Source organism: Necropsobacter massiliensis, from assembly GCF_000827595.2.
Taxonomy (GTDB): Bacteria; Pseudomonadota; Gammaproteobacteria; order Enterobacterales; family Pasteurellaceae; genus Necropsobacter; species Necropsobacter massiliensis.
In genome coordinates, this window is sequence record NZ_LN776178.1 from 409,314 (window position 1) to 422,839 (window position 13,526).

The 13,526-nt window shown below is 47.8% G+C and carries 11 protein-coding genes and 3 tRNA genes; 9 read left to right on the top strand and 5 right to left on the bottom strand.

Going from position 1 to position 13,526, the window contains the following annotated elements:
* Nucleotides 1-76: 76 nt before the first annotated feature.
* Together BN3349_RS02000 and BN3349_RS02005 are read left to right on the top strand one after the other, a co-directional pair.
* On the top strand, nt 77-439 hold the full coding sequence (locus BN3349_RS02000; protein ID WP_040975640.1) for a YbaN family protein: 363 nt from the start codon (nt 77-79) through the stop codon (nt 437-439).
* Between the two features lie 62 nt (nt 440-501).
* Nucleotides 502-2,064, top strand: a complete 1,563-nt coding sequence (locus BN3349_RS02005; RefSeq protein WP_040975601.1) for a peptide ABC transporter substrate-binding protein — start codon at nt 502-504, stop codon at nt 2,062-2,064.
* 5 nt (nt 2,065-2,069) lie between these two features.
* Here BN3349_RS02005 and mrcB read toward each other — a convergent pair whose 3' ends face one another.
* From mrcB to erpA, 3 genes are read right to left on the bottom strand one after another with little or no spacing between them, the layout of a single operon-like run.
* Entirely contained in the window at nt 2,070-4,442 is a 2,373-nt protein-coding gene (mrcB, locus tag BN3349_RS02010; protein WP_040975602.1) for a penicillin-binding protein 1B, read from the bottom strand.
* 3 nt (nt 4,443-4,445) lie between these two features.
* Nucleotides 4,446-4,820: a YacL family protein gene (locus tag BN3349_RS02015; RefSeq protein ID WP_040975603.1), complete on the bottom strand. Its 375-nt coding sequence runs from the start codon at nt 4,818-4,820 to the stop codon at nt 4,446-4,448.
* A 4-nt stretch (nt 4,821-4,824) separates the two neighbouring features.
* Nucleotides 4,825-5,166, bottom strand: a complete 342-nt coding sequence (gene erpA / locus BN3349_RS02020) for an iron-sulfur cluster insertion protein ErpA (protein ID WP_040975604.1) — start codon at nt 5,164-5,166, stop codon at nt 4,825-4,827.
* Between the two features lie 145 nt (nt 5,167-5,311).
* On the opposite strand from erpA, the gene map reads away from it, so the two are divergent.
* Together map and glnD are read left to right on the top strand one after the other, a co-directional pair.
* Nucleotides 5,312-6,115, top strand: coding sequence for a type I methionyl aminopeptidase (gene map / locus BN3349_RS02025; RefSeq protein WP_040975605.1), 804 nt, complete (start codon nt 5,312-5,314; stop codon nt 6,113-6,115).
* Nucleotides 6,116-6,193: 78 nt separating this feature from the next.
* Nucleotides 6,194-8,779 (top strand): bifunctional uridylyltransferase/uridylyl-removing protein GlnD, encoded by a 2,586-nt coding sequence (gene glnD, locus BN3349_RS02030; protein WP_040975606.1) that lies wholly within the window; start codon nt 6,194-6,196, stop codon nt 8,777-8,779.
* A 72-nt stretch (nt 8,780-8,851) separates the two neighbouring features.
* Here the strand turns inward: glnD and BN3349_RS02035 are convergent, their stop codons facing one another.
* Together BN3349_RS02035 and hemL are read right to left on the bottom strand one after the other, a co-directional pair.
* Nucleotides 8,852-9,709 (bottom strand): DMT family transporter, encoded by an 858-nt coding sequence (locus BN3349_RS02035; RefSeq protein ID WP_040975607.1) that lies wholly within the window; start codon nt 9,707-9,709, stop codon nt 8,852-8,854.
* A 44-nt stretch (nt 9,710-9,753) separates the two neighbouring features.
* Nucleotides 9,754-11,037, bottom strand: coding sequence for a glutamate-1-semialdehyde 2,1-aminomutase (gene hemL / locus BN3349_RS02040; protein WP_040975608.1), 1,284 nt, complete (start codon nt 11,035-11,037; stop codon nt 9,754-9,756).
* Nucleotides 11,038-11,172: 135 nt separating this feature from the next.
* On the opposite strand from hemL, the gene wecA reads away from it, so the two are divergent.
* The 5 genes from wecA (at nt 11,173) to BN3349_RS02065 (ending at nt 13,500) form a co-directional block, all read left to right on the top strand.
* Nucleotides 11,173-12,243, top strand: coding sequence for a UDP-N-acetylglucosamine--undecaprenyl-phosphate N-acetylglucosaminephosphotransferase (wecA, locus tag BN3349_RS02045; RefSeq protein ID WP_032108643.1), 1,071 nt, complete (start codon nt 11,173-11,175; stop codon nt 12,241-12,243).
* A 16-nt stretch (nt 12,244-12,259) separates the two neighbouring features.
* Nucleotides 12,260-13,066, top strand: a complete 807-nt coding sequence (locus BN3349_RS02050; protein ID WP_048736642.1) for an LPS O-antigen chain length determinant protein WzzB — start codon at nt 12,260-12,262, stop codon at nt 13,064-13,066.
* 157 nt (nt 13,067-13,223) lie between these two features.
* A tRNA-Arg gene (locus tag BN3349_RS02055) sits at nt 13,224-13,300 on the top strand.
* A gap of 26 nt (nt 13,301-13,326) precedes the next feature.
* Nucleotides 13,327-13,402: transfer RNA gene (locus BN3349_RS02060), tRNA-His, on the top strand.
* A gap of 21 nt (nt 13,403-13,423) precedes the next feature.
* A tRNA-Pro gene (locus tag BN3349_RS02065) sits at nt 13,424-13,500 on the top strand.
* Nucleotides 13,501-13,526 lie beyond the last annotated feature (26 nt).

Here is a 13,526-nt window from a genome sequence, read left to right on the forward strand (position 1 = left end):
ATTTTATAATATCCAGCTTGAAAAATCTAAAAAATCCCGGATAATTGAGAATTATTTTTATTTGATAAGGGCGATAATGAAAGCAATTTATATTCTACTGGGCTGTTTTTTTCTTGCGTTGGGCGTGTTGGGAGTGATTTTGCCGATGCTGCCAGCAACACCTTTTTTGTTGCTCACTCTGTTTTTCTTTGCGAAAGGCTCTGATCGGCTGCATCAGTGGTTTTTACAAACCGAATTATACAATAAACATCTCAAATCATTTAAAGAACAGCGTGCTTTAAGTCAGAAGTCGAAATGCTGGATTCTGGCGTTTGCAACGCTGATGTTGTCCATCGGTTTTTATTTTTCGCCGGGCGTGCTGGCAAAAAGTATCATTGTTTGCGTGTTGTTGATTAAATATTGGTTCTTTTTCTTCTGGGTTAAGACTGTCAAAGAATAAATTGGTATTCACTGCGCATTTTTGTATAATGCCGCTATCTTTGCGGCAACCGTTTATGCGTCATGTTTAATTTCCCCTTATCTCTCCATTCTTTGTTTTCGCTGAAAAGTGCGGTGTTTTTTTGCGCTGTTTTAGGGCTAAGCGCCTGCGATCAGCCGGTGCAACCTTCCGAGTCTTCTGCGCTGCCACCTGTGTCCGCGCCGCAAGTTAACGTTGAAGTGCTGACGCGCGGAGTGTATGGCGATTTGGTGATCAGCCCGTCGGCGTTACAAAATGAAGAGCAAAGCATTTTTTTGCGTGATATTTTGGAAGGGCTGGTGATTTATGATCCGCACGGACGGATTATTCCCGCGGTGGCAGAAAGTTGGCGGACAGAAGATAATAAAAACTGGACATTTGTGTTACGCGACGATGCCAAATGGTCAAACGGCGAGCCTGTCACCGCCAGCGATTTTGTGCGCAGCTGGCAGCTGCTAGCACGTTCCGATAGCCCGTTAAAATCTTATTTAACCTTTCTCAATTTACAGCATGCCCCAGAAGTTATTGCCGGTGAGTTGCCGGTGGAAAAACTTGGGGTAGATGCTATCGGCGAGCGGGAACTGCGCATCCGTTTGGATAAAGCGAAGCCTTATTTGCCCGCCATGCTGGTACATCCGGTGTTGTTGCCGCAATATCTCAACGCACACAGCGGTTTTGTCACAAATGGCGCTTATACGGTAGCGGGACAGCAGAATGATATGATTCATTTGGTAAAAAATCCTTATTATCGGGCGGCGGAGCAGGGCTTTTTTAAACAGGTAGATTATCGCAAGATTACCCCGCAGCAAGGGTTAAACGAACTGGATTTAGTGCATAACCCGGCGTCGTCCCATAGCGCGATTAGCTATCTGCCGACATTATGCAGTTATTATTATGAATTTAATTTTAAGGATCCGATTCTGGCGAAAAGTGCGGTCCGAAAAGCGTTAGTTTCCATGATGTCGGCGCGTAATTTGGTTCGGCATGAGTTGCCGGCGATGCAGGCGAGTAGCCATTTATTGCCGCAATCCATGCGGATGGAACAGGAAAGTCGTTGGGAACCGGTGTTGGTGGAGCAATTGTTGCAGCAAAACGGCATTAATGAAAAAACGCCGTTGCAGTTGCACCTCACCTTTGATCAGGACGGCATACACCCGCGTGTTGCACAAGGGTTGATGCAGATGTTGTCGCAGTCGGATATGATTCGGATTAGCGCCGAACCAGTTTCTTGGCAGCAATTGCTGGAAAAACGGGCGACAGGCGATTTTCAGATTATCCGCTCCGGCTGGTGCGCCGATTATCACGAACCTTCCGCTTTTCTGATGAATTTCTATTCCGCCGGGCCTGATAATAAAAGCGGTTACAGTAATAAAAAGGTGGATCAGTTACTGGAGCAAACCTTGCAGAACATATCCGAGCAGGAACGCAGTGCATTGTACGCACAGGTTATTGATATTTTGCAGCAGGACAATGTGGTGCTACCGGTTTTTCAATATACCGCCGCGGTTTATATTGATCCGAGTTTGGACGGCATTGACCGCCTTAATCCGACGCAGACGATTTACAGTAAGGACTTATTCCGGCGCCGAATTGAACCTCATGAATAAACCGTTTAATTCGCCGGCACAGCCTCTTCCACCGGGGCGCTGTTGGCGGGTGCAGTCGGTTTTAACACATCCCACAGGCTTTCTCGTTGTGTCGAACCGTCCTCTGACGATGAACGGACAGGCGATGATGAACAAAAGGATTGATTACGATCTGCCCACACCGGAATTTTGCGCGCACTGTCGCAATCCCAGCTGCCGTAAGCATTAATGCCGACCCATTTAATATCTGACGGCGTATGCAGTTTCAACGGCGTGGCTGAAAAACGCTGTAAATAATCCCGATAAACCTGCAACGCACCGCTGGCACCGGTCAGATTGGTGTCGCCGTTGTCATCGCGCCCCAGCCATACCGTGACCACATGGTTGCCGTCAATACCGACGAACCAAGTATCGCGCGCATCGTTGGTGGTACCGGTTTTGCCAGCCAGATGTAAATGGGCGAAGTGGTTTTGTAAGCTACGTCCGGTGCCGCGTTCCACCACTTGCTGCATCGCGAATAAGGTCTGAAATGCGGCTTCGCGCGGTACCACCTGGTCTGCTTCCATTGCCCGCTGATAAAGCAGATTGCCCTGCTGATCGGCGATACTGTCGATAGTCGCAAGTCCGATGCTGGCGCCTTCATTGGCGATGGTTTGATAAAGTTTGGTGACTTCATACGGCGAGATCGCATAAGCGCCAAGCAAGGTTGACGGCAGTTTCGGAATGCTGACGTTGTCCCAGCCCATTGCTTTTTGGGTGTTGATGACGTTATTTAATCCGACTTTCATCCCGATATTCACGGTAGGAATATTCAGCGAGCGGACTAAGGCATCCATTAACATCACCGAGCCGCTGTATTTGCGGTCATAATTGCGCGGTTGCCACGGCGGGCTGCCTTTGACATGAATGGTTATCGGCTGATTTTGAATCGGCGTGTTGAGGCGAAATTGCTGCGGATTGGCAAGTGCGGTCAAATAAACCGAAGGTTTTACCAGCGAACCAATTTGACGGCGTGCGCTGAATGCTCGGTTAAAGCCGGCATAGCCGGTTTGCAGTCCGCCGACAACGGCTCTGACCTCGCCACTGCGGTAATCGGCAACCACCATTGCCGACTCCAGATGCGGGTTTTTATATTTTAGCTGTAATTCGGACACGGCATTAATCACGGCGTTTTCTGCATAATGTTGCTGTTTTTCGTCCAAGGTGGAGAAAATCCGCGCACCGGATAGCGCCGCGGCTTTGTTTTCACCGAGGCGCTGACGTAATTCTGCCTGTAGGGTTTGTAAAAACGCCGGATATTTACGGTTGATTTTACCGCGTTGCTGCACGCCTAACGGGCGCTTGCTCAGCATATCGTATAATTCGTTGCTGATAACTTTATGTTCCAAGAGCAGATGCAGCACCACATTACGGCGCTCAAGGGCATTGTTTGGATTGCGCCAAGGATTATACAGTGACGGACCTTTGACCATTCCCACCAATAACGCAATCTGGTCCAGACTGATTTCCCGAATGGAGCGCCCAAAATAGAAATGGCTGGCAAGTTCAAAGCCATGAATTTGGGTATCGCCGTTTTGCCCCAGATAGATTTCGTTTAAATAGGTTTCCAGAATGCGGTTTTTGTCATAACGCGAATCAAGAATTAGCGCCATAAGAGCTTCGTTAATTTTTCGGCTGAAAGAACGCTCGTTGCTGAGAAACAGATTTTTAACTAATTGTTGGGTCAGCGTGCTACCGCCTTGTACGCGGTGCCCCGCTTGAATATTGGCGATCAGCGCTCGCATGATACCGACCGGACTGATTCCGTCATGAGTGTAGAAGTGGCGGTCTTCCGTCAGCAATAAGGCATCAATCAGCAGGCGCGGATAATTTTGCAGCGCAATCGCCAGCCGTTCTTCTTTGTCCGAGTGCAGCATGGCGATGAGTTTCGGTGCTAGCGAAAACGCCTCAATGGCTTTGACGTTAACGAGATCTTCAATCACGCTGAGTTTGTTGTCATTAAAACGCAACCGAAAAACCCGTTGCGCTTCGGGATGTTGCGGAAAGGGAAAGGCGCCGCGCAGCAGCACAATGGTGTCGTTTTCAATTTTAAAATCGCCCGGTGCGGCAACCATGGTGGTTTGGCGATAGTTGTTTTCCAACAATACCTGTTTGACTTGTTCCAGGCTTAGCGCATCGCTTAAACGAATACTGTCGATACGGCCGTACACCTCAGCGGGCAACTGCCATACCTGACCGTCCATTTTGGAGCGGATTTTGCCGTCCAGATAAATGCCGTAAAAAGCGATATAGCACAGCGCAACAAAGGCGATTTTTATCAATAAAACGCGCAGCGACGTTTTTTTCTGTGCGTTGGGAGCATCTGTCTGGGGGTTGTCGTTGTGCTGTTCGTTTGCCATCTGTTATCCGCGCAGCGAGGCGTTAAAGGTTAAATAGGATTGTAAGAAACGTTCGAAATCTTCCGGTCCGCAAAAGGCAATGCTTTCGGCGTCATAATAGTGGAAATCTTCTTCCGTTTCGTCCTGACTGTCAATGTCCAGATTGTTGGCTTTAATCATGACTTCTTCGGCATTGATAAACAGGCTGTATTCGCGCCCGATAAGACGGGTTTCGGCGGGAAAAGTCAGCGTGGAGGCTTGTTGCAGCAGGGCAAGTGCGGTCGAAATTAACTGCGAATTAGACCGCACTTCAATATTAACCCAATTTGCCAGCGCTTCGTGCCCCATAGAACATGTGGCTATAATATCGCCTGCAGAATACGTGAACTGAAAATCCATGCCGTCAGATACTGAATGAAGAACCACAACCGCAGGTGGTGGTGGCGTTTGGGTTATTGACGACAAAACGCGAACCTTCCAGCCCTTCGGTGTAATCAACGGTGCCGCCAATCAGATATTGCAGGCTCATAGGATCGATCACCAACTGAACGCCAGCATTTTCCACGGTCAGATCGCCTTCATTCACTTTCTCGTCAAAAGTAAAACCATATTGGAAACCGCTACAACCGCCGCCGGTAATATAAACGCGCAGTTTCAGCGCGCTGTTTTCTTCTTCGGTAATCAGCGCTTTGACTTTCTGTGCCGCCGCATCGGTAAAGGTTAGGGGGACTGTCATTTCTGTCATAATTTATCTCGTCTGTTATTTCATCGTTACTATTGAATGGGCGTATTATCTAATAACCCACCAATCCATTCAAGAATTTATCAAGGATTTTTCTATCAAATAATGCTACAATGCGGCAAATTTTTTGTTTAACAGCGAGATAATTATGACTATCCCATTAAGAACGAAAGAAGAAATTATAAAATTACGTGAGGCCTGCAAATTGGCCGCCGATGTACTGATAATGATCGAGCCCTATGTCAAAGCAGGCGTGACCACCGGTGAGTTGGATCGTATCTGTCACGATTATATGGTAAACGTGCAGCATGCTATCCCCGCCTGTCTGGGTTATCACGGCTTTCCGAAAGCGACTTGCATTTCGCTTAACGAAGTGGTCTGCCATGGTATTCCAAGCGAGGGGAAAGTATTGAAAGACGGCGATATTTTAAATATTGACGTGACCGTAATTAAAGACGGCTATTTCGGCGATAATTCCAAAATGTATATTGTCGGACAGACGAATATTCGTAGTCAGAAGCTGGTCGAAGCAGCGCAGGAAGCCCTGTATGTGGGGTTACGCACGGTCAAACCGGGCATTCGGTTGCGCGAGATCGGTAAAGCAGTGCAACAGTATACGGAAAGTCAGGGATTCAGTGTGGTGCGTGAATATTGCGGGCATGGTGTCGGCACCGAGTTTCATTGCGAACCGCAAGTACTGCATTATTATGCCGATGACGGCGGTGTGATTTTACAAGAAGGCATGGTATTTACCATTGAGCCGATGATTAATGCAGGTAAAAAAGAAGTGCGTTTAATGGGTGACGGTTGGACGGTGAAAACCAAAGACCGTAGTCATTCGGCGCAGTACGAACATCAGTTGGTGGTGACGGCGACGGGCTGTGAAGTGATGACGATTCGTCAGGAGGAAGAACAAAGCGGACGCATCAGCCGTATTATGACTAATGTTTAACCGATCTTGCGGGGTGCTTTTGGCACCCCGTTGCCTATCAAACATTGTTCTCGCCCGAGAGTTTTGCAAGGATCTTTAATGTTCAATTATACCCCGCTTAGCAACCCGACACCGACTGAAATCAAAGCGCAAAAAGAGGCACTAAAAGCATTTGAGCACAGCCGATTTGGGCAAATACCGGTTTATGATTTGATTGCCAACCGCACGCGATTTTGCGATCAATTGTTAATTCATCTGTGGCAACATTTTCAGTTGGAGGCTTTATCGCAGTCGGCGCTGATTGCGGTGGGCGGCTACGGGCGGGAGGAAATGTTTCCGTTGTCTGATTTGGATGTGCTGATTTTAACGCAGGACAATATTGATACGCAGCACGAAGAACGTATTGCACAGTTGGTTCAGTTTCTGTGGGACTGCGGATTTGAGGTCGGGCATGCGGTGCGCACTTTGTCGCAATGTGCAGACGAAGGGCGGCGGGATATCAGCATCGCAACCAATTTATTGGAAAGCCGTTATTTGTGTGGTCGGCAGGATTTGTTTGCAAAACTGACCGCACTTTTACAACAGCCGGATTTCTGGCCTATCGATGCCTTTTTTAATGCTAAAATTAAGGAAAAAACCGAGCGTTATCAACGTTATAACAACACCAGCTATAACCTCGAACCGGATATTAAATACAGTCCGGGCGGTCTGCGTGATCTACATCTGCTGTACTGGCTGGCATTGCGTCATACCGGCGCGAAACATTTGGACGATATTTTGCGATCCGGCTTTATTTATCCACAGGAATATGCGCTATTGCAGCAAAGCCAGCAGCTGTTGTTTAAAGTGCGGTTCGCATTACATCTGATTTTAACGCGCTATGATAATCGCTTGTTATTTGATCGCCAGCTGAAAGTCAGCGAATTGCTGGGCTACCAAGGCGAGGGCAATCAGGCGGTGGAAAACATGATGAAAGCGTTTTTTCAGGCGCTACAGTCCATATCGTTGCTCAGTGATATATTAACCAAGCATTACCGCGAACATTTTCTGAGCGCGCCGACGGACAGTCCGCTGATTCCGCTGGATGCGCATTTCGGTTTGAAAAATAACGAAATTTGTTTACGTAACCCCGACTGTTTCCAAATTTGCCCAGACAGTATATTGGATTTGTTTTATCATCTGACGCAGCAACCGACGGCGGATATTCATTCAGTCACATTGCGCCGGCTGCATCTGGCACTGGATAAATTTGAAGGCTGGTTAAGTGACAGCCCGACGGCGCGGGAAAAATTCCTGCGCCTGTTTGTTCAGCCGAAAGCGATTGAACGTGCGCTTGCGCCGATGCGCCGCTACGGTGTGCTAAACATTTATTTGCCGCAATGGAAACAGATCGAAGGGCTAATGCAATTTGATTTATTTCACAGCTATACGGTGGATGAACACACACTGCGGGTTATGCTGAAACTGGAAAGTTTTCTGGCGGCGGAAAATGCTGATGCGCATCCTGTCTGTAGTGTGTTGTTTCCCACCTTGTCTGACCGCACATTAATTTATTTGGTCGCGCTGTTTCATGACATTGCCAAAGGTCGCGGCGGCGATCACGCAACACTCGGTGCGCAAGATATGATTGACTTTGCCCGACAGCACGGTTTTGAAGGGCGTGAAATCGCAACGATGGCATGGCTGGTGAAAAATCATTTATTGATGTCGGTCACCGCGCAGCGGCGGGATATTCATGATCCGGCAGTGGTGATGGGGTTTGCTGCAGAAGTACAGAATCAAGTGCGCTTGGACTATTTAATTTGTCTGACCGTGGCGGATATTTGCGCCACGAACGAAACCCTGTGGAACAGCTGGAAACGCTCACTTCTGGCGACATTGTATCAGTACACCAATCAACAGTTTCAGCGCGGAATGAGCAGCTTACCGGATAATCAGGAAAAAATCGCAACGCATCGCAGCGAGGCGCTGACGTTGCTGCGGCATGATAATCCGCAGTTGAGCGAACAGGATGTGATGATCGTCTGGCAGCGTTGCCCTGATGAATATTTTCTACGCAACAGCCCGAAACAGATCGCATGGCATACACAATTGCTGCTGGCGTCGCAGGCGGATTTGCTGGTTAAAATCAGCAACCGTTTTTCTGCTGGCGGTACGGAAGTTTTTATTTATTGTCAGGATCGTCCACGTCTGTTTAATCAATTGGTTTCCGCAATCGGCGCGAAACAGTTTAGTATTCACGATGCACAGATTATCACCAGTTCAGACGGATATGTATTCGACAGCTTTATTGTGACCGAGTTAAACGGCGAGTTGGCGAAATTTGATCGTCGCCGCGAATTGGAACAGGCGCTGACCCGCGCCTTGCGGGATGATTGGATGCCGACACTGAACAGACATAAAAACCGTCGGCTCCAGCATTTTCGAGTGAAGACGGAAGTGCGTTTTCTGCATACGGAAAAAACTGAACAAACGGAAATGGAGCTTTTTGCGCTGGATAAAGCGGGGTTGTTGGCGGAAGTCAGCCGGATTTTTTCCGAATTAGAACTGAATCTGCTGAATGCTAAAATTACGACGATTGGTGAAAAAGCGGAGGATTTTTTTATTCTCACCAATAAGCGAAATCGCGCTTTAAGCGACCGCGAGCGGGAGACATTGAAACAGCGCATTCTGGCGACGTTATAAAAATCGATAAAAAAATCACCGCACTTTTTTAGGTGGATGTTCAACCTTAAAAGTGCGGTGCTTTTTCGGCGATTATTTACGCAGATTAACCAACGCAACGGACAGAATAATGAGCGCACCGCCGACCAGCATTTTCAGTGTCGGCACTTCGTCAAGCCACGCCCATGCCATCGCAATGGCATACACCGGCTCAAGGGAAATGATCATTGCCGCGGTACGGGCATTGAGCGTATCCAGACTGGAAATAAACAGCGTATATGCCAGACCGGTACACAGCAAACCGATGCAGGCGATCCAAAACCAATCAGTAGCGGACACCGCCACAAGCGCGGTGCCGGAGACGGGGAATAATATCAGAATGCCGATCAGATACTGCCACCAGCTTGCCTGAACACCTGATATTTTTGTCGCATTTTTACGATTTAAAATAGCAAGCACGGCATAGATTGCGCCAGAAAAAATACCCCACAGCAGCCCTTGTGTTGCCTGATTGCCGAATTCAAATTGCGGTGTAACCAGAATCAAGCCGACGGAAATACAGGTTAACAGTAGAAACTCGCTAAATGTTAACCGCTCTTTGAACGCTGCCATTTCAAATAATGCGACGAACGCTGGAAAACTGGCGAATCCCAGCGTTCCCAGCGCCACCCCGCCGACTTTGACCGCAATATAAAAAGTGACCCAATGCATAGTCAGCAGAAAGCCGAGCAGTGCTTGATTTAAGGTTTCTTTGATACTGAGCCGGATAAGCGGCGTTTTTTTGAGCAGGAAAAAGATCGAGAGCGCCGACCAGGCGAACAGCAGTCGCCCCAGCACCAATACATCGGCATCACTTTTAATCAGCACGCCGAACAGCCCGGTCGCGCCGAACAACAGCGCGGTAAAATGTACTTTCAGCAACGCCAGTCGATAGTTTTTTGTATTATCCATTGCAATTCCTGCTCATTTCCGGTTTTCCGCAGGCGCGACCGCCGTTATTTTAACGTGGCAAAGGCAATCTCCGCCGCTTGTAATGTGCGCTCGATATCTTGCTCCGTGTGCGCAAGAGACATAAAGCCGGCTTCGAAAGCGGAAGGCGCCAGATATACGCCTTGCTCCAACATGCTATGGAAAAACCGTTTGAATTTCTCCACATCGCATTGCACTGCATGCTGATAAGAAGATACTTCTTTTTGTTCGGTAAAGAATAAGCCGAACATTCCGCCAACATAATTGACCACGAAAGGCACATTATGCTTGTCCGCAGCGGCTTTTAATCCGCAGGCGAGTTTTTCCGTCAAACGGGCGAGATGCTGTTCGTTGCCGGTTTTTTTCAGTTCGTTTAAACAGGCAAGTCCGGCCGCCATGGCAATCGGATTGCCGGACAACGTACCTGCCTGATAAACCGGACCAGTTGGCGCAATATATTGCATAATTTCTTTTTTGCCGCCGAATGCGCCCACCGGCATGCCGCCGCCGATGACTTTTCCCAACGTAGTGAGATCGGGAGTGACACCATAATAATGCTGCGCGCCGCCAAGCGCGACCCGAAAGCCGGTCATCACTTCGTCGATAATCAACAGCGTGCCGTATTGATCGCACAGTTCGCGCAATCCTTGTAAAAAACCCGGTTTTGGCGGAATACAGTTCATGTTGCCGGCGACCGGCTCAATAATTAAACAGGCGATATCCTCCGGATATTGGGCAAAAGCCTGTGTGACCGATTGCAGGTTGTTGTATTCGCAGGTAAGCGTGTGTTTGGCGAAATCTTCTGGCACGCCGGGTGAACTTGGCTGTCCCAGTGTCAACGCACCGGAACCGGCTTTAACTAATAGGCTGTCGGAATGGCCGTGATAGCAACCTTCAAATTTCAAAATTTTATCCCGTTTGGTATAACCGCGTGCCAGACGAATCGCCGACATAGTCGCTTCGGTACCGGAACTCACCATGCGCACCATTTCAATGGACGGCACCAAATCGCATACCAGTTCGGCAAGATCGATTTCCGACGGTGTCGGCGCGCCGAAACTGAGTCCTTTTTCTGCGGTTTTCAGCACCGCACTTAAAATAGCGGGGTGATTATGCCCTAGAATCATCGGTCCCCAAGAACCGACATAGTCAATATATTGTTTGCCGTCGGTATCAAAAATATAAGCGCCTTGTGCTTTTTCAATGAAAATCGGCGTGCCACCGACGCCTTTAAAAGCACGCACCGGTGAGTTGACTCCACCCGGAATCACTTGTTGCGCACGGGAAAATAAAGTGTCTGAAGTTGTCATAACAGTTGTCCTTTTTGGTTACGGAATGCCGTTTATTGTACTGTAAAACACGATAAATTTATAAAAATATTTATGTTCGGATTTTGCTTTATGATATGCTTGCCGCATTGAGTGTCATCATCTTTACATATCGCAATGTTAGTCAGTTTGTTACTTACCTTTTTAGGCGCGTTGGCCACATTATTCGTGATGCGTCCGCTTGCGCAAAAAGTCGGTTTAGTGGATAAGCCCAATTATCGTAAACGTCATCAGGGCGCGATACCGCTTATCGGTGGTATTTCGCTGTTTGCTGGAAATCTGTGTTTCTATTTGCTGGAATGGGATCAGATGCGCCTGCCGGGGTTATATCTGTTCAGTATTTTTGTGCTGCTGGTTATCGGTATTTGGGACGACCGCTTTGATATCAGCCCGTTTATCCGTGCCGGTATTCAGGCGTTTCTGGCGATTTTAATGATTGATATGGGCAATATTTATTTGGATCATTTGGGGCAGATTATCGGTCCGTTTCAGCTTACCTTAGGTTCGATCGGCTTAATGATTACCGTATTCGCCACCATTGCGGTGATTAACGCCTTTAATATGATCGACGGAATCGACGGGCTGCTAGGCGGGCTGTCGAGCGTGGCGTTTGCTGCGATTGGTATTTTGCTGGTGCTGGATAATCAAATGGATTTGGCTTACTGGAGCTTTGCCTTGATTATTGCCATTTTGCCCTATTTTATGTTGAATCTGGGCATTCCTTTCGGTGCGAAATATAAAGTGTTTATGGGCGATGCGGGCAGTACTTTGATCGGATTTACGATTATCTGGATTTTATTATTGAGCACGCAGGGCAAAGGGCACCCGATGAATCCGATTACCGCATTATGGATTATTGCGATTCCGGTGGTGGATATGATCGCGATTATTTATCGTCGCTTGCGCAAGGGCAAAAGTCCGTTTCGTCCCGATCGGCTACATGTCCATCATTTAATGGTGCGGGCGGGGCTGAGTTCCAGACAGGCCTTTTTACTGATTACGTTCGTCGCTGCGCTTTGTGCTGGTTTCGGTATTTTAGGCGAAATTTATTATATTAATGAATGGGTAATGTTTCTGGCATTTATTTTGCTGTTTTTTATTTATTCGTTTTCTATCGCGAGAGCATGGCGAATCACACGCTGGCTTCGTCGCATTAAACGTCGTGCACGGCGTTTAAAATCGTCTTAACGCTATTGGGGGAAATATGACAGGTAATCCGTGCCGCGGACGTTATCCGAACAAGAGAATTATTCTCTTATTTTTGACCGCACTTTTGGCGCTTGGCGGCTATGCCGGCAGCTATTCGGTGAATCCCTTATGGACGGCGGAAGCGGAAATTGCCCCGCCGACGACAAATGAGTTGGGCAATTATGCGTCTTTATTTTCAATGTATCAACTGATTAGCGGGGAACATCAACATGCGTCGAAAGCAGCTGATATGGCATATCAAGAATTCAAACGCCAGTTGTCCGCATACGATAATATCAATGCTTTCTGGCAACACAGCGAATATTACAAGCAGCAGTTAACGGGCAATCATCAGACTGACGGCGCATTGTTGCGGCAGTTAATGCGCCGGGTTCAGGTAACGCAGGAAACGGCACAAACCCCCTTGCGTATAAGTATTGCACTGGAAAATCCGAAACAGGCGACGGAATTATTAACCGCATTTATTCAGCAGACTAATGATGTGGCGCGCACAGTTGTTTATAATGAATTAATTTCACAGTGGAAAATTCTGTTTAATCAAATCAATACCGCAACCCAACTCAACTTGGGGCAAACCGGACAGCACACCGATGGGCAGGATTGGCAAGGCAAGCTAAATATGATGAAATCAGTCACTGCGCTTGATAATACGCTGATTGCCTACCGCTATACCAAGACCCCGTCTCAACCAGTGCATGCGGATTATCCGAATCGCGCTTTGTGGGCGGCTATCGGTGCGGGTGTCGGCATTGTTCTTGGATTACTCATCATATTATTGTTGCCGACTAAAAAAGAAGATTAAGTGCGGTCAAATTTCAGGAAAATTATAAAAAATAAACAGCTTTATCTTAAATAATAAACGAATTGTGTAAAAAACTATCTTGCGATAAAAAAATAGAAAAAAAGACTAGACAAGTGATTTGTAAACTCTTAATATACGCCCCGCAACGACGCGATGAGCGCTCGTAGCTCAGTTGGATAGAGCGTTGGCCTCCGGAGCCAAAGGTCGCAGGTTCAAATCCTGTCGAGCGCGCCAGTCAATGCGGGTCTAACATGGTAGTGGTGGCTATAGCTCAGTTGGTAGAGCCCCGGATTGTGATTCCGGTTGTCGTGGGTTCAAGTCCCATTAGCCACCCCAATTTATCTATGTGATATATGTCGGCGAGTAGCGCAGCTTGGTAGCGCAACTGGTTTGGGACCAGTGGGTCGTAGGTTCAAATCCTATCTCGCCGACCACTTTTTTTGTTCTTTAACAATCTATC